The sequence below is a fragment of the Acidobacteriota bacterium genome (assembly GCA_028875725.1).
Classification (GTDB): Bacteria; Acidobacteriota; Thermoanaerobaculia; order Multivoradales; family Multivoraceae; genus Multivorans.
Genome location: JAPPCR010000006.1, coordinates 1,254,620 through 1,278,145 on the forward strand (window position 1 = coordinate 1,254,620; position 23,526 = coordinate 1,278,145).

General features: G+C 68.2%; 16 protein-coding genes and 1 tRNA gene. 5 read left to right on the plus strand and 12 right to left on the minus strand.

Annotated elements, in window-relative coordinates:
- The first annotated feature begins 1 nt into the window (after position 1).
- The gene (locus OXI49_07090) at positions 2–3,184 is read left to right on the plus strand and encodes a CusA/CzcA family heavy metal efflux RND transporter (GenBank protein ID MDE2690266.1); all 3,183 of its coding nucleotides are present in this window, start codon (positions 2–4) and stop codon (positions 3,182–3,184) included.
- On the opposite strand, the gene OXI49_07095 is transcribed toward OXI49_07090, so the two are convergent.
- The gene (locus tag OXI49_07095; GenBank protein ID MDE2690267.1) at positions 3,145–3,774 is read right to left on the minus strand and encodes an SOS response-associated peptidase; all 630 of its coding nucleotides are present in this window, start codon (positions 3,772–3,774) and stop codon (positions 3,145–3,147) included. The two genes, OXI49_07090 and OXI49_07095, sit on opposite strands and share 40 nt — an antisense overlap.
- A gap of 99 nt (positions 3,775–3,873) precedes the next feature.
- Here OXI49_07095 and OXI49_07100 point away from each other — a divergent pair, with 99 nt between their 5' ends.
- Positions 3,874–5,271 (plus strand): serine hydrolase, encoded by a 1,398-nt coding sequence (locus OXI49_07100; protein MDE2690268.1) that lies wholly within the window; start codon positions 3,874–3,876, stop codon positions 5,269–5,271.
- A gap of 70 nt (positions 5,272–5,341) precedes the next feature.
- On the opposite strand, the gene OXI49_07105 is transcribed toward OXI49_07100, so the two are convergent.
- From OXI49_07105 to OXI49_07140, 8 genes are all read right to left on the minus strand, one after another.
- Positions 5,342–6,274 carry a nucleoside hydrolase gene (locus tag OXI49_07105; GenBank protein MDE2690269.1) on the minus strand — a complete coding sequence of 311 codons (933 nt, stop codon included), beginning with the start codon at positions 6,272–6,274 and terminating at the stop codon, positions 5,342–5,344.
- 81 nt (positions 6,275–6,355) lie between these two features.
- Complete coding sequence (locus tag OXI49_07110; GenBank protein MDE2690270.1) at positions 6,356–8,479, minus strand: PQQ-dependent dehydrogenase, methanol/ethanol family; 2,124 nt, start codon at positions 8,477–8,479, stop codon at positions 6,356–6,358.
- Positions 8,480–8,576: 97 nt separating this feature from the next.
- Positions 8,577–8,798, minus strand: coding sequence for a hypothetical protein (locus tag OXI49_07115; GenBank protein ID MDE2690271.1), 222 nt, complete (start codon positions 8,796–8,798; stop codon positions 8,577–8,579).
- Between the two features lie 28 nt (positions 8,799–8,826).
- Positions 8,827–9,066 (minus strand): hypothetical protein, encoded by a 240-nt coding sequence (locus OXI49_07120; GenBank protein MDE2690272.1) that lies wholly within the window; start codon positions 9,064–9,066, stop codon positions 8,827–8,829.
- Positions 9,067–9,148: 82 nt separating this feature from the next.
- A complete protein-coding gene (locus tag OXI49_07125) occupies positions 9,149–10,156 on the minus strand; it encodes an alpha/beta hydrolase-fold protein (protein ID MDE2690273.1) in 1,008 nt (335 codons plus the stop codon).
- Between the two features lie 15 nt (positions 10,157–10,171).
- Entirely contained in the window at positions 10,172–12,184 is a 2,013-nt protein-coding gene (locus OXI49_07130) for a DUF3604 domain-containing protein (GenBank protein ID MDE2690274.1), read from the minus strand.
- Positions 12,181–12,837, minus strand: a complete 657-nt coding sequence (locus tag OXI49_07135; GenBank protein ID MDE2690275.1) for a hypothetical protein — start codon at positions 12,835–12,837, stop codon at positions 12,181–12,183. The genes OXI49_07130 and OXI49_07135 overlap by 4 nt, the downstream gene beginning before the upstream one ends.
- 65 nt (positions 12,838–12,902) lie before the next feature.
- Positions 12,903–12,977 (minus strand) — tRNA-Thr (locus OXI49_07140).
- 110 nt (positions 12,978–13,087) lie between these two features.
- On the opposite strand from OXI49_07140, the gene OXI49_07145 reads away from it, so the two are divergent.
- From OXI49_07145 to OXI49_07155, 3 genes are read left to right on the plus strand one after another with little or no spacing between them, the layout of a single operon-like run.
- The gene (locus tag OXI49_07145) at positions 13,088–14,437 is read left to right on the plus strand and encodes an MFS transporter (GenBank protein MDE2690276.1); all 1,350 of its coding nucleotides are present in this window, start codon (positions 13,088–13,090) and stop codon (positions 14,435–14,437) included.
- Between the two features lie 22 nt (positions 14,438–14,459).
- Positions 14,460–15,086: a cytidylate kinase-like family protein gene (locus OXI49_07150; protein MDE2690277.1), complete on the plus strand. Its 627-nt coding sequence runs from the start codon at positions 14,460–14,462 to the stop codon at positions 15,084–15,086.
- A 37-nt stretch (positions 15,087–15,123) separates the two neighbouring features.
- Positions 15,124–16,158 (plus strand): MBL fold metallo-hydrolase, encoded by a 1,035-nt coding sequence (locus tag OXI49_07155; protein ID MDE2690278.1) that lies wholly within the window; start codon positions 15,124–15,126, stop codon positions 16,156–16,158.
- A gap of 30 nt (positions 16,159–16,188) precedes the next feature.
- Here OXI49_07155 and OXI49_07160 read toward each other — a convergent pair whose 3' ends face one another.
- From OXI49_07160 to OXI49_07170, 3 genes are all read right to left on the minus strand, one after another.
- Positions 16,189–19,641: a carbamoyl-phosphate synthase large subunit gene (locus OXI49_07160; GenBank protein ID MDE2690279.1), complete on the minus strand. Its 3,453-nt coding sequence runs from the start codon at positions 19,639–19,641 to the stop codon at positions 16,189–16,191.
- A 63-nt stretch (positions 19,642–19,704) separates the two neighbouring features.
- On the minus strand, positions 19,705–22,362 hold the full coding sequence (locus tag OXI49_07165) for an AAA family ATPase (protein ID MDE2690280.1): 2,658 nt from the start codon (positions 22,360–22,362) through the stop codon (positions 19,705–19,707).
- On the minus strand, positions 22,359–23,504 hold the full coding sequence (locus tag OXI49_07170; GenBank protein ID MDE2690281.1) for a metallophosphoesterase: 1,146 nt from the start codon (positions 23,502–23,504) through the stop codon (positions 22,359–22,361). The genes OXI49_07165 and OXI49_07170 overlap by 4 nt, the downstream gene beginning before the upstream one ends.
- Positions 23,505–23,526 lie beyond the last annotated feature (22 nt).

The following is a 23,526-nucleotide window of genomic DNA, read 5'->3' on the forward strand; positions in this document are numbered from 1 at the left end:
GATGCTGAACCGGATCATCGAATGGTCGCTCCGCAACCAGTTGCTGGTTGCCGGGGGACTGGTCGTGGCGGTGGCGGCCGGTGTCTGGTCGGTGCGGACGACCCGCATCGACGCGATACCGGACCTCTCGGACGTGCAGGTCATCCTGTTCACCGAGTTCTCGGGGCAGGCGCCGCAGGTGGTCGAAGACCAGGTGACCTACCCGATCACCTCGACGATGCTCTCGGTGCCCTACGCCAAGGTGGTCCGCGGTTACTCCTTCTTCGGCTTCTCCTTCGTCTACGTCATCTTCGAGGACGGCACGGATCTCTACTGGGCGCGTTCCCGGGTGCTCGAATCCGTGGCGGGGCTCGAAGGAAGGCTGCCCCCGGGCGTCTCGCCGCAGCTCGGACCGGACGCCACCGGCGTCGGCTGGGCCTTCATGTACGTGCTGAACTCGGATTCGCGGTCCCTGGCGGAGCTTCGCTCGCTCCAGGACTGGTACCTGAAGTACGGCCTGCTGACGGTCGAGGGGGTCTCGGAGGTCGCCTCGATCGGCGGCTTCGTGCGCCAGTACCAGGTCGAGGTGGACCCGGTCCGGCTGCGGGCCTACGGCCTTTCGCTGCCCGTCGTCCGGCAGGCGATCGGGCAGTCGAACGCCGACGTGGGCGGCCGGCTGATCGAGATGGCGGAGCGGGAGTACATGGTCCGCGGGCGAGGCTACGTCCAGGAGTTGCGGGACCTTGAGACGATCGTCCTCGCATCCGGTCCGGGAGGGGTACCGGTACTGCTTCGGGACGTCGCGAATGTGACGATCGGGCCGGAGATTCGCCGGGGTTTGGCCGACTGGAATGGCGAGGGCGAGACGGTCGGCGGCATCGTCGTCGTCCGCTCGGGTGCCGATACCCGGACCACGATCGAGCGCGTGAAGGAACGCCTGGACGAACTCGCCGGCGGCATGCCGGACGACGTGGAGATCTCGGTCGCCTACGACCGCAGCGGCCTGATCGAGCGGTCCATCGCGACGCTGACGGACACGCTGATCGTGGAGACCATCGTCGTGGCCGTCGTGTGTCTGCTCTTCCTGTTCCACTTCCGATCGGCGCTGGTGGCGATCCTGCCGATTCCCATCTCCGTGCTGCTGGCCTTCGTCGTCATGAGAGCCCAGGGACTCGGTATGAACATCATGTCGCTGGGCGGCATAGCGATCTCGATCGGCGTGCTGGTCGACGCTTCCATCGTCATGGTCGAGAACGTGCATCGTCACATCGAGGAGGACGTCGAGGCGGGAGGCAAGCGGTCCCGCTTCGACCTCGTGCTGCGCGCGGCCCAGGAGGTCGGGCCGACCCTGTTCTTCTCGTTGCTGGTCGTCACCGTGTCCTTCCTGCCCGTGTTCACGCTCGAGGCCCAGGAAGGCCGGCTGTTCAAGCCGCTCGCCCTGACCAAGACCTACTCGATGGCGATGGCCTCGGTGGTCGCGGTGACCGTGGTGCCGGTGCTCATGTTCTGGCTCGTGCGCGGACGGATCGTCCGGGCTCGTCACATGGGCCGCTTCGAGCGAGTCGCCGATCTCCCTATCCACGTCTTGTTGCCCCGGCTCCTTCGCTTCGTCTATCGGCCGCTGGTGGCGGGAGCCGTGCGGCGGCGGTGGCTGGTCATCGTCCTGATGGTTGGGGCGCTGGCCTCGAGCCTCCTACCGCTCAAGCGGATCGGCTCCGAGTTCATGCCGCCGCTGTGGGAGGGCGATCTGCTCTACATGCCGACGACCCTGCCCGGCGTGTCGATCACGAAGGCCAGGGAGATTGTCCAGCAGACGGACCGGATCATCCGCAGCTTCCCGGAGGTGGAGACCGTGTTCGGCAAGGTGGGCCGGGCGGAAACCGCGACCGATCCGGCGCCGCTCTCGATGCTGGAGACGACGATCGTGCTGAAGGACCAGGAGGAGTGGCGTCCCGGCCTGACTCCGGACGAACTGATTGCCGAACTCGACCGGGCGCTCCAGTTCCCGGGCGTGACGAACTCCTGGACGATGCCGATCAAGACCCGGATCGACATGCTGTCCACAGGGATCAAGACGCCGGTGGGAATCAAGCTCGGCGGCCCGGATCTTCAGACGCTGGAACAACTCGCGGAGCAGGTGGAGGCGGTCGTGAAGCCGCTCCCGGGCACGCTGACGGCCTACGCTGAACGGGTGATGGGCGGCGCCTACCTCGACTTCGACATCGACCGGGAGGCGGCCGCGCGCTTCGGCCTGCGGATCGCCGACATCCAGGACACGATCCAGTCGGCGGTCGGGGGTATGAACGTCTCCTGGACCGTCGAGGGCCTGGAGCGCTACCCGATCAACCTGCGCTACCCGCGGGAACTGCGGGACGATCCGGAGGCCCTGGAGCAGATCCTCGTGACCGCGCCGGGCGGCGTCCAGGTGCCCCTGGGCCAGGTGGCGGCCATCGAGTTCCGGGACGGACCACCGGGAATCAAGTCGGAGGGCGCCAGGCCGAACGCCTGGGTGTACGTCGACCTGGAAAGCAGCGACATCGGCGGCTGGATCCGCCGCGCCCGCGAGGAGGTCGCGGACAAGGTGGCCCTTCCTCCGGGCTACACGCTCCTCTGGTCTGGGCAGTACGAGTACATGGAGCGGGCTCGCGACCGGTTCCTGCTCATCGTGCCGCTCACCTTCGTGTTGACCTTCGCGCTGCTGTATCTGAGCACCCGCTCGGTGATCAAGACCGCGTTCATCGTTTCGGCGGTGCCGTTCTCGCTGGTCGGCTCGGTCTGGCTAGTCGATCAGCTCAACTACAACTGGTCGGTCGCCGTGTGGGTCGGCATGATCGCCTTGGCGGGACTGGCGGCGGAGACGGGAGCCGTGATGCTGCTCTATCTCGACCTGGTCTATGGCGAACGAAGGGGCGCAGGCACGATGAACACGTTGCGTGATCTTCGGGAAGCCGTGACCGAGGCGGCCGTTCGGCGGGTGCGTCCGATCACGATGACGGTGCTGACGACCTTCGTCGCCTTGGTGCCCATCCTGTGGTCGACGGGCACCGGCGCCGACGTGATGAAGCGGATCGCGGCGCCCATGGTCGGTGGTCTGGTGACGGTCTTCCTCGGGGTTCTGTTCGTGTTCCCGGCGATGTACTTCGTCTGGAGGTCGTTCGGTCTGGCTCAGACCGGATCGACCAGGGACGCGTCGTCGTTGCGGTAGTTCCCGACCCGGTTCGAGACGGGAAAGAACTCGAGTTCGCCGGTGTAGGTTTCGAGTTGTTCGCCCAGGGTGTCCGGGTTCTGGAGCGTGCCGTCCAGCCACTGCTCGTACGGCGGCTGGGCGATGACCGGCATCCGGTCGTGAATCGGTGCGATCGACTCGCTGGCAGGGCAGGTCATGATCGTGCAGGCCAGGCCGTCGGGAGTGCGGTTCCAGACGCCGGAAAAACCGAAAGGCCCGCCGCCGGGCAGCCGAATGTAGTGAGGGAGCCGGGAGCCGTTTGGCTGGGGCTGCCACTCGTACCAGCCATCGGCGACGACGAGGCAGCGCCTGCGGCTCAGGAGGGTCCGGAACCTGGGCGCTTCGACGGCGGTGTCGTTGCGGAGGTTGATCTGGGGCCCGCCGCGCTTTCTCGGGAAGCCCCAGCGCATGGTCCCCAGGGCGCGTTGGCCTTCGCGGTTCAGTGCGACCACGAAAACGTCCTGGGTCGGCGCGATGTTGTAGCGGGGTTCCAGGTCCGGCAGCTCATCCAGCTCGAAATGCGCGGCTACGGATCGAGCCTTCGAGCGGAGCGTGTAGCGGCCGCACATGGGATCAGATGATACGGATCAAAGCTCCGCGGCGTGCGTATAGCAGTATGGCCGGGCTGGCGAGTTCCACTCCGCGCCACCAGACAGGGGAGATTCCGGATGACCAGACGATTCAACGCCTTCTTCTTCGGACTCCTTACGGTGTCCGCGGTCTGCTTCGCGGTTCAGGACGGAGCGGCGATCCCAGACGACGACGAGATTCGCCAGATCCTGGTGAACCGGATCGACGAGCAGAAACGGAGCGTCGGCATCGTGGTCGGTGTTGTCGAACCAGGAGGCCGGCGGGTGGTCGCCCATGGTCAGCTTGCGACTGACGACCCGACCGAAGTGGACGGCGACACGGTCTACGAGATCGGATCGATCACGAAGGTCTTCACCGCGATCCTGCTGGCGGACCTGGCGGGGGAGGGCGCCCTCGAGCTCGAGACGCCGGTGCAGCGGCTGCTCGGGCCGGACGTCACCGTGCCGACCCGGAACGGCGCAGAGATCACGTTGCTGCACCTGACGACGCACAGCTCGGGATTGCCTCGTATGCCGAACAACTTCCGGCCGGCCGATGCGGGAAACCCCTACGCCGACTACACGGTCGCCCAGCTCTACGAGTTCCTCGCGTCTCACGAGCTGGGGCGCGACATCGGCGAGATGGTCGAGTACTCGAATCTCGGCACCGGTCTCCTGGGACACGCCCTCGCTCTGAGCCAGGAAATGGGCTACGAGAGGCTAATCTCCGAACGGCTTCTCGAACCTCTCCGGATGTCCGATACGTCGATCACCCTTTCGCCGTCTCAACGGGAACGGCTGGCCATCGGCCACAGCGTGCAGCTCAGGAGGGTCGCGAACTGGGATCTTCCAACCCTCGCGGGCGCTGGTGCCCTGCGCTCCACGGTGAACGACATGCTGACCTTCGCCGAGGCCAATCTCGGTCTGCGCGAGTCGCCGTTGCAGGAGGAGATGGCAGAAACCCATCAGTCACGCCGTGACTTTCCGGCGCCCGGTATGCGCATCGGACTCGGGTGGGTCATTCGCACCGGGCACTGGCGTGACCTCCACTGGCACAACGGCGGCACCGGCGGCTACCGCTCGTTTCTCGGGTTCGACCTCGAATCACAGACCGGCGTGGTCGTGCTGTCGAACTCCGGCGACAGCGTCGACGACCTCGGATTCCATCTCCTGGACTCTCGCTATCGCTTGGTCGTGCCTCCGGCGCTCCGGACGGCTGTCGAGGTTGATCCGGCGGTCTACGACGACTACGTCGGCCGCTATCAGCTCGCCGAGAATGTCGTCTTCACGGTGACCCGCGAGGGCGACCGGCTGTTCGTCCAGCTCACCGGGCAGCCGCGCTTCGAGGTGTTTCCCGAATCCGGGACGAAGTACTTCTACCGCGTTGTGGACGCGCAGATTACGTTCGGGCGAGGCGAAGACGGTGCCGTCGACCATCTGGTGCTGCACCAGAACGACATGGATCAGCGGGCCGACCGGCTTGCCGGCCCGGACTGAGTGAGGCCTCGGGCTCGCCGCTCCGAGACATCGCGCCTGGTGCCGGCGAGGAAGCCGGCGCACCCAGTAGCTAGTACGCCAGCACCGCCTCCACGATCAACTCCCTGACCGCGTCGACGTCGGTGTCCCAGACGATGTCGCTGGCGGCGACCCGTGCCGGGCCGATCGCCTCGATCAGCGCTGGCGGCCGAAGGTCGGCCACGGTCATGCCGCGGGTGTGCTCGCCACGCACCTCGACCGCGACCGGATGGCGCGAACGCTCGAACAGATGGGGATGGGTCGCCGCAATGACGGCGGTCGCGTCGTGCAGGGGAACGACGGACTGTCCGACGTACTGCCGGAAGCGGTCGCGCAGGAAGTCGGTCACATCGGCGGCGAGGTCGGCTGCCGGCGTTCCAGCGGCGCGCATGCGCGCGGTCTCCCCAGCGCCGAAGGCGACCTGATTCGTCACGTCGAGACCGACCATCGTGACCGGTGCGGCCTTCTCGAAGACGACGGCCGCGGCCTCCGGGTCGGCCCAGATGTTGAACTCGGCGACGGACGTGATGTTGCCGGCGCTTGCGCTTCCGCCCATGATCGTCAGACCGGCGAGATGGCGCCGGAGATCGGGATCGCGTCGCAGGGCCACGGCGACGTTGGTCAACGGGCCGATGGCCAGAAGATGCAGGTCGTTGACTGAGCGGGCGGCGTCGCAGAGGTAGGCGACGGCATCGTCCGAGGCTTCGGGCCGGTCCAGGTCCGGCAGAACAGCGTTACCCAGTCCGGTCTCGCCATGGATGCGGCTGCCGTCGACCGGCTCTCCGGCGAGCGGCCGCCCGGCACCCCGGTGGACCGGTACGTCGAGACCGGCAATCTGTGCGACGGCCAGCGCGTTCCGGGTCGTGCGGTTGATCCCGACGTTGCCGGCGACGGTCGTGATCCCGATCAGGTCGGCATGGTGAGCCGCGACGAGAATCGCGACCGCGTCGTCGAGGCCGGGATCGCAATCGAGGACGAGCTTCATTGGACCTGAGCGTACGGCTTGCCGCTTGGCGGCTCGCCCGGATGCCGGCGAGGACGCCGGCGCACCCAGTGGCCGGCCGGGCTACTGGGCGTCCCGCAGCTCCATCGCCTTCGAGATGACGAACTGGTGGATCGCGGTCGTCGCTTCCTCGTCGAAGAGCTCGGCGTAGCCGGGCATCCCGAGCGGCAGCAGACCGTCCTGGACGATGGGCATGAAGTCGTCGTGGACTTCGGGAGACATGCGCCGCAGGTCGGGCGAGGCCGCGGCGACGATCGACGTCTGACCGAGGCCGCGGTGGCAGAGCGCGCAGTGCTCGTGGTAGAGCGTGTTGCCGAGTGCGATCGTCTCCTGGTCGGCGGTCAAGGGCGGTAGCTCGGGGATCGAGTAGTCGCGCTCCGGCGGTACGTTCAGGGTCGCCTCTCCGTCCAGCGAAAAGACGAGCAGCTCGCCCGGCCGGTCGTAGCGGGTGCTGCCGCCGACCATCGTGGCGACGTACTGCGTGCCGCCTTCCATGTAGGTGATGATCGACGACGAGAACGAACCGTAGGCGTCGAACTCCCAGATCTTCTCGCCCGTGTCCCTGTCGTAGGCGTTGAAGTCGCCTCCGCCGCCGCAGTGGAACAACACGCCGGTGGCCGTCGCCAGTACGCCGCCGTTGAAGGCCGAGGACAGCCGGTTCTCCCAGATCTTCTCGCCCGAGAGAGGATCGAAGGCGACGAGGAAGCCCCTATCCTCGGGGCGCGGGCCGGCCTGGTCCTGGAGCTTCTGGCGGTAGGCGCCGCTGGCTACGCCGAGGCTGAGTCCCCACGGCCGGATCGTGTACGTGCCCGTCTCCACGAACTCCTCGGGCAGGGCGTAGAAGTTCGCGTAGTCGTGGTAGTAGAAGTACATGATGCCCTTGTCCTCGTCCCAGGACATGGGCTCCCAGTTGTGGGCGCCTGCGTTCGCGGGCGTGATCCACTGCGGCTTCTCTTCGAAGACCACATCCATGTTCTCGATCGGACGCCCGGTCTCCATGTCGACGTGGGTCGCCCAGTCGATCCTGTCGGTGTAGGGGTGAGCGCGGAGGAGTTCGCCGGTCTCGCGGTCGATCACGTAGAAGAAGCCGTTCTTGGGCGCCTGGAGCAGGACCTTTCGTTCCACGCCGTCGACGGTCATTTCACCGAGGGCGATGTCCATCGCCGAGCTGTAGTCCCAGTTGTCTCCGGGAACCGTCTGGTAGTACCACTTCATCTCGGCGGTGTCCGCGTCGACCGCGACGATCGCGGTCAGGAAGAGGTCGTCGCCGCCTCCGGGTGAGCGGACCTGGCGCGACCAGGGCGCGCCGTTGCCGACGCCTATGTAGAGCAGGTTGAGCTCCTCGTCGTAAACGAGCGAGTTCCAGGCGGTGCCGCCACCGCCCATCTTCCACCACTCGCCACCCCAGGTCTTGGCCGCCATCTCCATCTCCGGGTGCTCGAAGGGCTGGGACGGGTCGCCCGGCACGAGGTAGAAGCGCCAGGCGAGTTCGCCGGTCTCGGCGTCGTAGGCGGAGACGTAGCCGCGCCGCTTGCCGCTCTCGGAGCTGCCCTGGCCGATGAACACCTTGCCGGCTGCTGCGCGCGGGGCGCCGGTGATGTTGAAGCGGCCGAGCGCCGAGGGATGCCACGTGTCGACGTCCCAGACCTCCTCGCCGGTCGCCGCGTCGACGGCCACCAGGCGGCCGTCGAACAGGGCGACGTAGACCTTGCCCCTGTAGACCGCGACGCCGCGGTTCGCCACGCCGCCGCAGCAGGAGTACTTGACGTAGGTGCGGTCGGTCTGCGGGTCGTGGGTCCAGATCTCCTCGCCGGTGGCGGGGTCGAGCGCATAGATCACCCCCCAGCCGTTCGTCGCGTACATCACTCCGTCGACGATCAGCGGTGTGCCTTGCATCCGCTCCGAGGGACCGCCGATCGGCTTGGACCAGGCGAGCTTCAGGTCCGCGACGTTCTCGCGCGTGATCTGGTCGAGGGTGGAGAAACGCTGTTCCTTGTAGGTCTGGCCGTAGGTGAGCCAACTCCCGGGCTCTGCCTCGGCGGCGCGGATGATCCGCTCGTCGTCGACGTTGCCGGCGGTGGGGGTTGACCACGGCGAATCGCCGTCGCCGCCGCAGGCTGCGGCCACCAGGAGGGGTAGAGCGGTGGCGCAGGCTGCCCACCGTGACGTTGCGGTCGGTTCGCTCATCTTGAAGATCCTCGCAGGTTCGCCGGGCAACCTAAGCGCCTGAGGGCGGTGTGTCAACGGTGCAGCGAGACGGTCACGTTCGAGTTTGCCGAGACCGTCAGTACGCGTTGCCACGAGGGACGATCGCGTAGGCATGGAGCACCATGGCTTCCCGGTCGGGCCTCAGGAGGATCCGCCAGTTGCCGACCCGTACGCGGTAGCGCCCCTCGAGCCTCCCCGTCAGAGGACGCACACGCGCGTGCGCCAGTGGCCGTTCGGAGTGCTCGATCTCGCGGAGGCTTTCCCTGATTCGGCGCCGGGTCGTTCGGTCGAGCTTCAAGTAGCGCTTGTGCGCTGCGGGCTTGACCTCAATCCTCCAACTCATCGAGCCTCTTGCCCGGGACGCCGGAGTCCACTTCGGCTTCTCCCTGGGCGATCGCCTCGACCCATTCGGGGCGCGAGAGCAGATCCAGGGTTTCCTTGTGACGTTCGATGTACTCGTCGATCAGGTCGGAGAGAATCATCTTCATTTCCGTCTTCTCGATGGCTGCGATCGTCTTCAGGGTGTCTCGTTTCTCGGCCGGAATTCGCACTGTTGCCGTGGCCATTGAAGATCCTCCAGCGGTTCACTGTTAGCTTAAGCGCCTGAGCGCCTGAGTACAACGTGACCCGCGTGGGCCGTGCGATCGGCTACTGACCGTCGCCGCCCTTGATCAGCGCCTTGTCGACCTCGTAGTGGTCGGCCTCGGTGAGGTTGGCCTTCATTGGGGCGAGCCGCTGACGGGAGCGTTCGGCTGCCGGGTCGGGTTCGGGGTCGACGAGGGTGCTGGCCAGGAACAGGTAGGCCTCCTCGGTCCGGGGACCGAGGGTTCGACCGACGTGATCGGCGCCGTAGTAGAGGCGGTACTCGTGGCGGATCTTCTGGTCCCATAGCACCTGGTGCATGAACTCGGTGCCCTCGTAGAGCCAGAGTGCATCCTCGTCTCCCGCTTCCAGGAAGATCCTGATGCCGGATTCGCGGATGGCGTCGGCCCTCGCCTGGGCGATCGTCGCCGGGTTGTTCGCGTTCCAGTACTCGCGGTCGATCGGACTACCGTAGATCGTCTCCATCAGGGCGTCGGCGCGCCAGAAGCGGTGCTTGGGCCGCATGTCGGCCCAGTCGTCGATCGGCGAGATGCCGGGTTCCATCGAGGCGACGGCGCCGAACGTCTCGGGGTACTTGAAGGCCAGTCTGAGCGAGCCCATGCCGCCCATCGAGATGCCGGTGACCAGCGTGCCGCGGCGATCCGTGCGGACGTTGAGGGTCTCCCGCAGGTGGGCGAGGAACGGCCCGATCAGGAAGGACTCCCACTTCTCGGAGCCGTCCTTGAAATCCATGTAGAAGCAGCGGGGCGTGACGCTTGGGGTGACGATCACCATCGGGGGCAGCGTGCCCGCCTCCCACATGGCGGTGAAGATCGGCCGCTGGCGCACTCCCAGCACGTCGCGGCTGCCCCCGCCGCCGTGGAGATTGAGGACCAGCGGGAGCGGCTCGTCCGTCTCGTCGTAGCCGGGCGGCAGCAGGGCGTAGTACTCGATCGGCGACGGAACAAGGTCGGCGTCGAGGCTGCCAGGGATCAGTTGTGCGGGCTGAGCCCCGGCGGCGGTCGCGAGCGCGAGAGCGGCAGCGGCCGCAAGGAGGATGTTCATTGGCTTCATGGCAGCGCTTCCTTGCTACTGATCGGGTGCGTGGTACCAGATGGGGGAGGTCCAGGCGCGTTCCTGGATACGCCAGGGCAGGTCGGGATCGGCGCAGGCTGCCGGGCGCTCGTCTTCAGGCAGGGCGATGCACTGGAGTGCGTTCCAGCGGCAGCTCGGGTTCTCCAGGATCCGGGCGTAGTAGACGGTGGAGCGCGACGGGTCGAACTCCGGATCGGTCCAGGTGGCGCACAGGGAGGCGGCGCCGTCGCCGCTTCGTTCGCAGGTCGACCTGGACACGTCGGCACCGTTGTCCGGGTCGCCGGCGACGTCGAAGACGCGTTCGTGGAACAGGCCGTCGCCGCCGACCCAGCCCTTGATGATCTGGATCCGCTGCAGGGGCGTTCCCGGGTGTTCGGCGGTCCCGAAGTCGGCGATCGCCGAGACGAACAGCGTCGGCGCTCCTGAACCGTCGCCGTCCGGCAGCACGTTGCCCATCGGCGTCGCGCTCTCGTAGGCGTCGGCGATCATGTCGCTGCTGGAGCAGAGGTCGGGAAGGTCCCAGCCGCCGAACAGCCGCGCCTTGATCCGCACGCCGCTGGTGCCGAACGTCTCCTTGCGCAGCATCGCGTCGAACAGGGAGTCGCGTGAGTTCTCCTCGGCCCAGATGCCGATCAGGCCGCCGGGGTTCCGGAGCCGGTGGGGGGCGTATGCGGGCGTGGTGAGCCGCTTTTCGAGGTCCGAGTCGACGTTCGCGTTCTGGCCCTGGTAGTCGTACTCGTCCGTGTCGCCCGGGAGGCCGTTGTGGCCGTCGGTCGAGGCGGTGATCCCGAACTGCATCGGATTGACGCCCAGGCGCTCCTCCTGGGCCATCCCCTCGATCAGCGCGTATCGGACGAAGTCGAGCCGCGACTGACAGCCCTGGCCGCGCAGTCCGCCGACACCCGTGCCGTCCTCGCAGTCGGGCGGCCGCTCCCCGTCGATGTAGCGGACCTTCTCGAAGTCGCAGAACTCGTCCTCGCCGCCAACGACACCCCACATGCCGCGCCGGCACTCGGAGTCGCCCTTCGCCTGCATGATCTCGACCAGGGCGTCCATTTCGGCCTGGAGGGTCGCTCGCGCCCGTTGCTCGTCGATGGGAGCGTCGCCCCAGTCGAGGGTGAACATCTGTCCGTTCGAGATGTTCGGATTGTGTGGGATGGTCAGCGCCTGGCAGCCGGTGCCGGTGTCGTTGCAGCGGCTCTTGAGCCGGGTCCAGAGGTCCAGCGGCCGGTCGGCGTCCATCCAGGAGATCGGCAGCTCCGGCGCGATCTCGTTGCGCAGGATGACGTTGCGGTGGACCTTGGAGGCGCCCGGACTGCGGGTGTACTCCCAGCCGTGGAACGTCGTGAAGGAGCAGTCGCTCGACCGATCGTAGTGCTGTTCGGCTGCGTCCTGGGTCAGGCCCCAGGCCGTGAGCAGGCCTGCGCGGCACCGGCTTGTGTCCTCGCCGCACAGGCCGGGTACGCGGCCTGTGATCCGGTGGTCGAACCAGGCGGCGCGCTCCTCGGCGGTGCTTCCCGGCCGCATCCCGCGGCAGGCCGGTTCGTCGTAGAGGGGCGAGGACGGGTCGGTGCAGAGGGAGACTTCGCCCAGCCACTCCGAGTGGTCGGCAACGGCCGCAAAGTCGAGCGGCCGAACGAGTTGGGCGACGCGCGTCGGTTGTCCCGCGTCGTCGAGCGGACCGAGTGCCAGCGCCTCTCCGCGGGCGAAGCGGTAGGCGTCGTCCGGAGTCTGGAAGGCGCCCCGGCCCAGAGCGTCCAGGGAGAAAGCGGTGTGGGTGTGCAGATCCCCGAAGAAGGCCTGGCGCAGCGGATCGTGGTTCGCGCATGGCTGTCGCGAAACGAGTTCGCTCACCCCGGCCGGCGCGCTCGGCGGGCTCCACTCCTGAGTGACGTAGACCGGGCGCGTGGGCTCGAGTCGCTCGTCCGCTCCGGGGTCATCGGCCTGGCACGCCAGAGCGGTGACGGCGGCAAGGCAAGCCGCGAACCGCCACACTTGCAGCGTCACTCCTCGCCGCCGATCCACTCGTCGGTCGGGCCAACCAGGGCGAAGTGGCCGGGCGCGCTGCGGCCGCCGTCCTCGGTCGCGGTCGTGCCGACGCCGAGGTAGACGCCCTCGTCGAGCCTGCGGATCTCGTCGACGAGGGTCGTGTCGTTGAACGCGCCGTAGTCCATGATGTACGACGGGTTGCCGTCGATCAGGGAGGGTCCCAAGCGGGTCGCGAACCGTCCGTTGCGGACAATCGAACGGTCCGCGAAACGCCAGCGGTTGTAGCCCTCGCCCTCGGTCTCGGTCAGCGGGCGGTAGGCCTTGCCGAGCCAGTAGCCGCGCACGGAATCTTCGTCGTACATGAAGCCGGAGGTGCGGGCCTGACGTTCAGAGTCGCCGGCGTTCGGGATGACTCCCTGGTAGTGGCCGTTGAGTTCCGCCATGCCGGCGGCAGGTAGCGTCTTCCACAGAGCGACCGTGCTCTCGTGGTCGAGGGCGAGCAAGCGCTCCATCGTCCAGGAGCCCTTGGCGCTCAGCGGAAAGCTCGCGTTCTCGGACGGCGACTCTGCGACGATGTCCGCGTCGGTCGCTTCGGCCTGCGGCGAGCAAGCCGCGAGCGCGAGCGCCAGGAGAGCGACGGCGACGAGGGTGAGTATCCGGTGCAGCCTCATGGGACCACCTTCTCGATCTGTTGGGGAGAAGCCCGGAAGCTAGCACGCCGTTTGACGAGTCGAACTGGAGCCGACGAGCGGATTTGAACCGCTGACCTGCTGATTACGAATCAGCTGCTCTGCCACTGAGCTACGTCGGCATGACCGGGTGAGACTCGCCGGTCGCGGCGCGAGGACGCCGGAGTGTAGCAGCGGTTTGACCGGGCCGGCGTGCTCCGGGATACCCTGCCGCGAGCCTGGTTCCGAACCGATGACCGTCCAGCAATTCCCCAGAGCGCCGGGGCCGCCGCCAGGCCGCGGCGGCATGTGGGAGTCGCTGCGGATCCCGCAGTTCCGCTGGCTCTACCTGTCTAACACGACCTTCTTCCTGGCCATGCAGGGCCAGTTGGTCGTTCGTTCGTGGCTCGTTTTCTCCCTGACCGGCAGCGAGTTCGCGCTGGGGCTGGTCAGCCTGATGGTGGCGCTCTCGATGCTCAGCCTCGGGCCGGTCGGAGGCGTCGCGGCCGACCGCTTCGAACGCAGGGGTCTGGTGGCGGCCGGGCAGGCGACGGTAGTGGTTGCCGAGGTGATCGTGCTCTCCCTGCTACTGAGCGGGAATCTCGACTACTGGCACATCCTGGTCCAGGTGACGGTGGTGGGGGCGGTCTTCCCCTTCGTCATGCCGGCGCGCAACGCCATCGTCGCCGACGTGGTGGGCCGGCGGCGGCTGACGAACGCGATGGCGCTGAGCATGACCGCGGTCAACGTGACCCGGGTTGTGGGGCCGGCGGTGGGCGGCTTCCTGATCTGGGCCGCGGGCGTCAACGTCGCGTACTCCATCAATACGGGCCTCTATGCGCTCGCCCTCGCGGGCATGGTGGGGGTCCATCGGGCGCCGGTGGCCGACCCCTCGAAGCACTCGATGCTCCAGAACATGGGGCAGGGCTTCCGGTACGTGGCGGAGAATCGGCTGGTCCTCGTCCTGCTGTTCTTCGGCCTGGTGCCGATGTTCCTGGTCATGCCGTTCCAGACGTTGCTCGTGGTGTTTGCCGAGGACATCTGGCAGGTGGGCGCGGGCGGCCTTGGAGCATTGAGCGGAGCCGCCGGCGTCGGTGGCGTACTCGGCGCCGCGTTCGTTGCCTGGCGCTCCTACTCGACGCGCCGGCTTCGGTTGATGATGGCGAGCGTCTTCGCCTTCGGTCTGTTCATGATGGGCTTTGCGCTCAGTCCGTGGTTCTGGCTCGGCCTGCCACTGGTGCTGGCGGGTTCGGCCTTCCAGGCGATCTACACGACGCTGAACAACACGGCGATCCATGTCCTGATCCCGGATTCAGTACGGGGTCGCGTGTCCGGTTTCCTGACGATGTCCTTCTCGCTGCCGATGCTCGGCGTGGCGCCGATCAGCGCCCTCGCCGAAGTCTGGGGCGCGCCGGTCGCCGTGGGGTTGGCCTCGCTGCTCGCCGTCGTGGTCGCGATCGTGTTCTACCTTGCGAGTTCCGACCTGCGGCGGATGGACCTGTTGATCCGGAAGGCGTTCAGGGCCGCGGCGCGAGCTGATGCCGAACTCGCGGTGAAGCGGGAAGCATCGGCGCCGGCGGCCACTCGCGGAGCGGCTCGCTGAGGGACGCAGTAGGAGGTACGCGATGCTGATCACGATCTCGAGACAGTACGCATCGGGCGGCACCCAGGTCGCGAGGCTGGTGGCGGAGCGGCTCGGGTGGCGCTTGGTCGGCAACTCTCTGATCGACGAGGTGGCGGAGCGCGCCGGCGTTCCGCCCGAGGAGGTTCAGGCGCGCGAGGACCGGCCGCCGGGGTTCATCGAGCGGCTGGCCCGCGTCGCCAGTGCCCAGCTTCCCGATCTGTTCCTGCCGGCGCCGCCGATCGGTCAGCCGATCGGCGAAGGCAACCTGGTCCGCGTCACCCGGAGCGTCGTCTGCGAAATGGCCGGCGAGGGCCGCTGCGTGTTCGTGGGCCGGGCATCGGCCGCGGTCCTGGCCTGGCGCGAGGATGCGCTCCATGCGCGGCTGGTCGCCGGGCCCGAGTTCAGGAGGCGAGTTGCCGTCGAGGTGATGGGCGTTCCCGAGAAGGAAGCCGGTGCGGTCGTCGCCCGGCGGGACGTGAACCGGGTTCGCTACCACCGCGAATACTACGCCCGGGACTGCGACGATCCCCGGCACTACGACCTCGTTCTCAACACCGAGCGACTCGGCTTCCCGGGCGCCGCCGAGCAGATCCTCCACCGTGCCCGGGCGCTCGGCTGGGCCGACTGAGTACTCTCACGGGACAACCGCAAGAAGGGGAGTGGACATGAGTCGATCCATCAGGACCGTTCCGGGCGTGCTCGCCGCGGTGCTTCTGGCCGGAGGCCTGGCTGCCGGGGAACAGGTCATCGAGACGGAGACCCACCGCTTCGAGGAGGTGGCCGAAGGTGTCTACTTCGTCTCCGGGACCGGCGCCATGGTCACGCGCAGCAACGCGATGGTCGTCGTGACCGAGGAGGGCGTCCTGGTCGTCGACTCCCACATCACGCCGGCCGCGGGTCGGGCGTTGATCGAGGGCATCGCGCAGATCACGGACAAGCCGATCCGTACGCTGGTCAACACGCACTTCCACTACGACCACGCCCACGGCAACCAGGCCTTCGGCCCCGACGTGCGCGTCGTAGGGCACGAGTACACGCGCCACAAGATGACGACGGCGCCGCTCGAGGAGCACACCTTCAAGGGCTCCTCAGAGCGCGACAGGCAGGCGCTGGAGGAGATGCGGGCGGCTCTGGAGACCGCTTCCGACGAGGAGCGGCAAGACCTGGAGACCCAGATCAGCATCCAGGCCGCCCACGTCGAGTCGACGGCCGGGATCGACCCGGTGCCTCCGGACACGACGCTGGCAGAGAAGATGACCTTCTTCCGCGGCGGCCGGGAGATCGAGCTCCACTTCCTGGGTCGCGCCCACACCGGCGGCGATGTCGTCGTCTACCTGCCCGCGGAGCGGCTGGTGTTCACGGGCGACATGATGCTCGGCGGGCCCCCCTGGCCCGGTGACGGTTGGGTCAACGAGTGGCCGGCCACGCTGGAGCGCCTGAAGCAGCTCGACTTCGATCTCATCCTGCCCGGCCACGGTCCGTACTTCCGCGACCGCGAGCTGATCGACCACGTCCAGGCCTTTCATCGGGAACTGTGGGAAGTCGTCTCGGCGCTGCACGCCGAGGACGTGTCAGCGGAGGACGCGGTGGAGCGGATCGACCTGTCCCACTACGCGGAGAACCTGCCGCCGGCCCGGGTCCGGGTGGATCTCCGCGGGGTCCAGCGGATGTACATGGTGCTGGACGGGACAGCCGAGTAGAGCCCATCCCCGGCTCCCGGGCCCGGGCGGCTACCAGGTGTCGATGTAGGGCCGCTTCTTGCCGGTACGGGGCGGCGGCTTGGGCAGCCGCTTCATGCTCTCGACAATCCACGAGCGGGTGTCCGCAGGGTCGATCACGTCGTCGAGGCCGCCGCCGGCGGCTGCGTTGACGGCCTTGGCGCGCTCGTAGGAAGCCTCGACCCGTCGCTCGAACTCGAGGCGGCGCTCCTCCGGATCCTCGATCGCGGCAAGCTCCTTCCGGTAACCGAGCTTGACCGCGCCCTCGATGTTCATGCCGGCGAACTCGGCTGTCGGCCAGCCGACAGTGAAGAAGCCGACCAGCGCGCTCGCGCCGCACATCGCCTGGACGCCCAGGCCGTAGGCCTTGCGCACGACGACGCCGAACAGGGGCACCGAGAGGTTGGCGCCGGTGTTGAACATGCGCGCGCAGTGGCGGACCAGGGCCGTCTTCTCGTGGTCGGGGCCGACCATGATCCCGGGGCAGTCCATCAGGCTCAGCACGGGGATGTCGAAGGCGTCGCAGAGCTGAAGGAAGCGGGCGCCCTTGTCGGAACCGTCGGAGTCGATCGCTCCGGCGAGGTGGTGCGGGTTGTTCGCGATGACTCCCATCGGCCTGCCTTCGACGCGGATGAGCGCCGTGATCACGCCGATTCCGAACTTCGGACGGATCTCCAGCACGGATCCGACGTCGGCGATCGTGTGGACGATCTCCTGCATGTCGTAGAGACGGAGCCGGTTTTCCGGCACGACGTGGCGCAGCGGGCGCTGATCGTGTGCCTCCCAGTCGGAGGTCGGTCCCTGGAAGTACGAGAGGTACTTCTTGGCCACGTCGACCGCTTCTTCTTCGTCCTCGACCAGGATGTCGACGACGCCGTTCGGTACCTGGAAGGACATCGGGCCGACCTCTTCCGGCGTGTAGATGCCCAGGCCGCCGCCCTCGATCATGGCCGGACCGCCCATCGCGATGGTCGACGCCTCGGTGGCGATGATCACGTCGCAGCAGGCGAGCAGGGCCGTGTTGCCGGCGAAGCAGCGGCCGTTGTTCACACCAACCAACGGGATGAGGCCGGAGAGCTTGGAGAACTGGGTGAATGTGTAGGTGTCGAACGCGACGCGGGGACCCGTGTAGTCGTCGCCCGGCCGGCCGCCGCCGCCTTCCGTGAAGAAGATGAGCGGCAGCATGTAGCGGTTCGCAAGGTCGAACAGGCGGTCCTGCTTGTAGTGGTTGCGTCCGCCCTGGGTGCCGGCGAGGACCGTGTAGTCGTACGAGAGCACCATCGCACGCGAGCTCTCGTCGTCGAAGAGGTCGCCGTTGATCGAGGCGGTGCCGGCGACCACGCCGTCGGCGGGGGTGTACTCGCGCAGCTTCTCGTCGCTGAACTTCTGGTGCTGGCGGGCAACGATCAGCGGCCAGTACTCCTTGAAAGACCCTGAGTCGACGAGTTGCTCGATGTTCTCGCGGGGCGTCCGGAAGCCGAAGCGGCGCCGCCGGGCGACCGCCTCCGGCCGGTTCTCGTCCAGGGTGTAGGCGTGGCGCTGGATGTTCTCCTCCAGATCGGGCCGGATGTAGTCCGGATCGATCTCGATGGCGGCGTCCGCCGCCTCGCCGCCCTCGGCCCCTTCGACGAGGACGAGGGGATAGCCCTCCCGGATCGTGTCGCCGGCGGCCATCGTCACCCGGACCACCGTTCCGCTCGTGTCGGCTCGGAGCACGTGCTCCATCTTCATCGCTTCGATCACGGCGACCTGCTGCCCGCGGAGGACTTCGTCGCCCTCCGCGACGTCGATGCTGACGATCGTGCCCTGGATCGGCGCGGCGATGCCCGTGGCGCCTTCTGGGCCGTCCGCCGGCACGGGCGAGGCGCCGGCATCGTCCATCCGTTCCGGTTGCGCGGCCTTCGTCTCCTGATCGTAGGCGAACAGGGCCAGGGGATCGGCCGTATCGACGCGGGCGCCAGCGAAGCCGCTGTCACGGGCGCTGTCTTCGGCGGAGGGGGCCTCGGCGCCGGCCGCGGGCTCGGCGGCCGGGACGAAGCGGGGTCTGCGGCCGTTGCCGGCGGCTGCCGCCAGATCCCCGGCGTTGTCGTCCAGCCAGCGTGTGTAGAGGCGACCGGCCTCGAAGTCCGGATGGGCGAGGACGCTCTGGAGCCAGGGGATGTTCGTCGCGGGTCCGCCGATGCGGAACTCGTCGAGGGCCCGGGAGGTCCGTTTGACGCTGGCGGCGAAGTCGTCCGAAGGCGAGTGGGCGATCACCTTCGCGAGCAGCGAGTCGAACGCGGGGTTCGGCTCGTAGCCGGCGTAGCCGCAGCCGTCGACTCGCACGCCGGGGCCGCTCGGCGGTTCGTAGGCCGCGAGAACGCCGGAAGAGGGCCGCACGTTGCCGTCGGCGTCCAGGGTCTCCAGGTTGACCCGGGCCTGGATGGCGAAGCCGCGCGTGCGGCGGGCGTCCTGGTCTTCGAGCTCGAGGTCCGCGAGCGACTCGCCGCGGGCCACGCGCAGTTGAGCCTGCACCAGGTCCACTCCGGTCACGGCTTCGGTCACCGTGTGCTCGACCTGGAGGCGTGCGTTCGTCTCGATGAAGGCGAAGCGGCCGGCGCCGCCGTTGTCTCCGCCCGCGCCGTCGCCGGCATCCACCAGAAACTCGAAGGTCCCGAGACTGCTGTACCTGGCCGCGCCGCCCAGGCGGAGCGCCGCGTCGATGATCGCCTGGCGGACCTCGGGCCCGAGGTTCGGCGCCGGCGCCGTTTCGACCACCTTCTGGTGCCGGCGCTGGGCGCTGCACTCGCGCTCGCCGAAGTCGACCAGGCCACCGACTCTGTCGCCGAGGAGCTGGACCTCGATGTGGCGGGCGCGCGGGAGGAGTTCCTCGACGTAGAGACCGCCGTTGCCGAAAGCGCGTTCGGCTTCGGAGCCGCAGCGTTCGTAGGCCTGGTCGATGTCGCCGGCCGCGGTGACTATGCGAGCCCCGCGCCCGCCGCCGCCGCCGAGCGCCTTGATGATCATCGCCCCGCCGTCGCCGAGAGCGGCGAAGAACTCGCGTGTCTCCTCCAGGGTGGTCGTGTGGTTCGTGCCCCGCAGCACGGGCACGTCCGCGGCGAAAGCAGCACGACGCGCCCGCCCCTTGTCGCCGAACAGCTCCAGAACCTCCGGCCGCGGGCCGACGAAGGTGATGCCGGCCGCGGCACAAGCGGCGGCGAAGCCGGCGTTCTCGGCCAGGAAGCCGTAGCCCGGGTGGATCGCGTCGCATTTCGCGTCGGCGGCCCTTGCGACCACGTCCTCGATGTCGAGGTAGGCCGGCACTCCGCGGCCGCTGAGTGCTACGGCCTCGTCGGCGATCCGCAGGTGAAGTCCGTTGGCGTCGTCTTCGGAGTAGATCGCGACCGTGGCGATACCCAAATCCATCGCCGCGCGGGCGATTCGTACCGCGATCTCGCCGCGGTTGGCGATCAGCAGGCGGCGCATCGGCTCAAGGAGTGACGGTGGTGCGGCGGATGGCGCGCTCTGTGCAGGGCATGGGGACAGGGATTATAGAAGGCTGTGCTGTCGCTCCGGCTCGGGCGCGGGCTCGCTTCCGCCGGTTTCGCTGGCCGGGTCGTCTTCGTCTCCGGGTTGAACCGGAAGGCCGTTCCGGCAAAGTTCGATCAGGCGGTGCCTGGCGTCTCCTGTGAGACTTCGCGCGGCCCACTCCCTGACTTCCTCCTCCTGCGTGAAGACAACGATCTGCCGTTCCTCGCTGAGGGCGAGCAGCAGGCCGAGGAACCGAACCGTCCGGTCGGTGTCCGAATGCACGGTCGCATCGTCGAGGAACAGGGGCGCGGACTCCCTCTTGTCGCCGAGCGCCTCGGCGAGGCCGATGCGGAGCAGCAGGTAGGTCTGGTCGACCGTGCCGTGCGATAGCTCGGTGGCGGAGCGGAAGACGCCGTCTTCCACCTCGAGCTGCACCTCCATTCCCTCTTCCGGGTCGATACGGACGGCCGAGTAGCGGCCGTCGGTCACCAGGCTCAGCCGCTTCTCCAGCGCTTCGCGCAGGTCCGGCGCGAGCATGCGATGGACCTCGTCCTGGGCTGCTTTCAGGTGTTCCCTGGTCGTGTCGAGGATGTCGCTTGCCCGACGCAGGAGCGCGACTTCGCGCTCGGCGGCGGCCTGCTCCTCTTCGAGCTCGGCGAGCGAGGGGAGGTCGCCGTCGGCGGCGAGTTCGACCTGCTTCCGGTTGACCTCGATGCGGGCGTCGACCGCATCGGCACGGGCCTCGACCAGCTTCCGTTCCAGCTCGTCGTCGTCGAGCCCCGGGATGTCGCCCGTTTCCGCCGGCAGTGAGTTCGCGGCCTGGCTCGCCTGATCCGCGGCCGCGTCGCGCCGGGCCACGAGACTCCGGCGGTCGCTGCCGCCGAGGAGCCGCTGCAGGCGGTCCCAGTCGTTTCGCTGGTCCCGTAGCCGGCGCTCCCGATCCTGTAGCCGCCGCGCCGCCGCCTCGGCGTTCCGGCGGCAGCGCTGCTCGTACCGATCGAGCAAGCCGGCGACGGACACTTCCGGGTCCTCCAGGCCGCGGCCGCCCAATGCGGCGCGGAGGGTGACTTCGGCCCTCGTCTCCGCTTCACGCGCCGCTTTCACCCGGCTGAGCCAGAGAGTCTGCTCGCGGTCCCAGGCTTCGCGCTCCCTGAGTGCCGCGAGGGCGGTCCACACGGCATCCGCATCTGCTTTGAGGCCGAGGGACGCGAGTTCGTGTCCGACCTCCTCGATCTGGCGGTCTCTGCGCCTCTTCTTCCGCTTCAGATCCCGCAGGTCCGCCTTGGCGTCGGCCAGCTCAAGTCCCCGGGACGCCTGTTCGTGTGAAGGAGGCGGGGGAGGTAGACGCAGTCGCTTCTGCGCGCGATAGATGAGGAGAGAGCAGGCGAACGCGAGCAGGGCGCCGGCGATACCCAGTGCGCGAGGAAGCAGATCGAAGAACCCCAACGCCACGAGAAGACTGCCCGCGACGCCGACGGTCCAGGGCCAGTGGCCTAGACCGACGGCTGCTTCGAGCTGACGTCTCGGCTGCTCCAGCTCTTCACGAAGCGCCGCGATTCGCTGTTCCGCTTTGTCGAGCGACTCGACGGGCGGCAGCTCGAGGACCTCGAGCGCGCGCTTGACGGTCGGCCCGTCGGCCTTGGAGATGACCGTCGCCGGAGGCTCGCCGGGTCCCAACTGTTCGCGCAGGGTGCGCGCTTCGGTGGCCGCACACCACGTCCTTGCCGCTTCGGCGACCTCCGGGGCCACTTCAACGTCACCCTCGGTCGCCTGGCTCGGTTCCGTGGCCGTTCCGGCGCCGGTCTCTTCGCCGGGCGCCGGCGGAGCGCCGTCGGGGAACTCCGGCGCCAACCGGTCGATTTCGGCGAGGCGCGCCTCCAGCCGACCGAGTTCCCGTTCGGCATGCACGCTCTCGCACGCCTGGACGAGGGCGTTGGCACTCCGGGCCCAGTCGCGGGCCGCACTCAGCTCGTTTTCCAGGCTTGTCCGCAGCTTGTGGCGGTTTCTGCCCTGCTCCAGGGCCTCGCGGGCTCCGGCGGCGCGCTCGATCGACCGCTGCAACGGCCTGGTGGAGTTGCGGCGCTCCAGGCCGATCTCTTCGCTGGCGTACTCGCTCAAGGTACGGAGTGCCTCGACGGCGGTGGCCGCGCCGCCGGCCGAGGCGGCCGCCCGCTGGAGCTCTTCCTTGAGCGCGGAAGCCTCGTCGCCCTTCTTCTCGCTCTTCTGGCGCAATCTCTGGATGTCGCCTTGGCCGATGACCAGCGTCGACGGCATGACCTGGCGGTTCAGACCAAGGAACCGCGAGCCGTCGATGCTGCCGCTGTAGATGATCTCGTCGCCGATGGCGCGTCCGGTGTCGGCGTCCTGGGCAAGGCTCTCCTTCGTGTCGAGGTCACGCTGCTGGATCTCGATCCGGCGCCCATCGTCGAGTTCGAACTTCACGGTGGCGCGCCACTGGCCGCCGCTCCAGGGCTTGTACTGGCGCTCGAACTCCCGTTCTTCCAGGGTGTTGGCGCCACGGCCGCGGCGCCGGCCGCAGAGACCCGCGAAGATCGCCTGCAGCCAGGTCGACTTGCCGGCCTCGTTGTCGCCATGGATGACGGTCATTCCGGGCGCCAGGTCGAGTTCGCCGTTGAGCTTGCCGAACTCGTGCGCGCGGACGCGGTGGATCTTCACGCGGGCTCTCCGATCGAGGGGTCCGTCTCGGAAGCGCCCATCCGGAGCTCGTCGATGACGGCGAGATCGTCCCGGCCGTCCAGCGCGCGGAGGCCGGCGAGAAGCACGAGCCGCTCGGTTTCCGGGTCCAGGTCGTCGTCGCGGACGCGCTGTACGAACATGCCGCGAACGGTGGGCTCCTGTTCGATCTGCTCCAGGTCGTAGGGCGGCGTCAGACCGGAGATGTCGACGAGTACCTGCTCGATTCCGTCCGGCAGTTCGAACGAGCTGGTGGCGAAGTCATCCTCGTGCAGGTGAAGGTCGTCCGGTTCGCCGATCAGCCGGATGCGAGCGGCGCCGGCCAGTCCAGAGAGCGCGTCGCGGACCCGGTCCCGAGCCTGACCCGGGTTCTCGACCTCCGTCAGGTCGACGCTCAAGGTGTGAAGCGCCGGAGGGCGCGGGTCGAGCCGGCGCCGCGTCACGCGACCGTCTTCGATCTCCAGGATCACGGCGCTGCCATAGGCCTCGTTGAACTTGAGTCGTTCCAGGGAGCCGAGGCGGGTCCAGGTCGGTCGGTCGGCGGGTTTGTGAGAGTGGCCCACGACGGCGTGGTCGAAGCCGGCGGCGGCGATCTGGTCGCCCTCGAACGGGGCGTGCCGGTACTGGCCCTGGAACGCGGCGTTCCGCTCCTCGCCGTGGAAGACGGCAATGTGAGTACCGGAGCCCTCGACCCGGAATCCGTCGTCGAAGAAGCCGGGGGTGTCCGCGGGTTTGCGGTGGGCGGCGCCCCAGATCGTCACGCCGTCTACGAGCCCTCTCGACGTGAAGCGCGTCTCGCTGAAGATGTGGACGTTGTCCGGCCAGTCGATCCGCCGGTACGGGCTCTCCGTGTCCGCGTAGTCGTGGTTGCCGGGAGCGGCGAAGATCTGGAGTTCCGATCGTTCGAACACCCGTCGGAGGAAGTCGACCGTCTCCGGCGACACGAGTTCGTGCTCGAACAGGTCGCCACCGATCAGCACCGCGCCAGCGCCCTCATGCCGGGCCTGCTCGAACGCCCTGGTCACGCCCTCGCGCAGCCGCTGGCGCTGCCGCCGGGCGACCTCCCGGCTCGCCCAGCCGAACTTCGAGTCCAGGTGAACGTCGCTGAAGGCGAGGAGCTTCACGCCCCGGGCGTTCCTGGCGGAG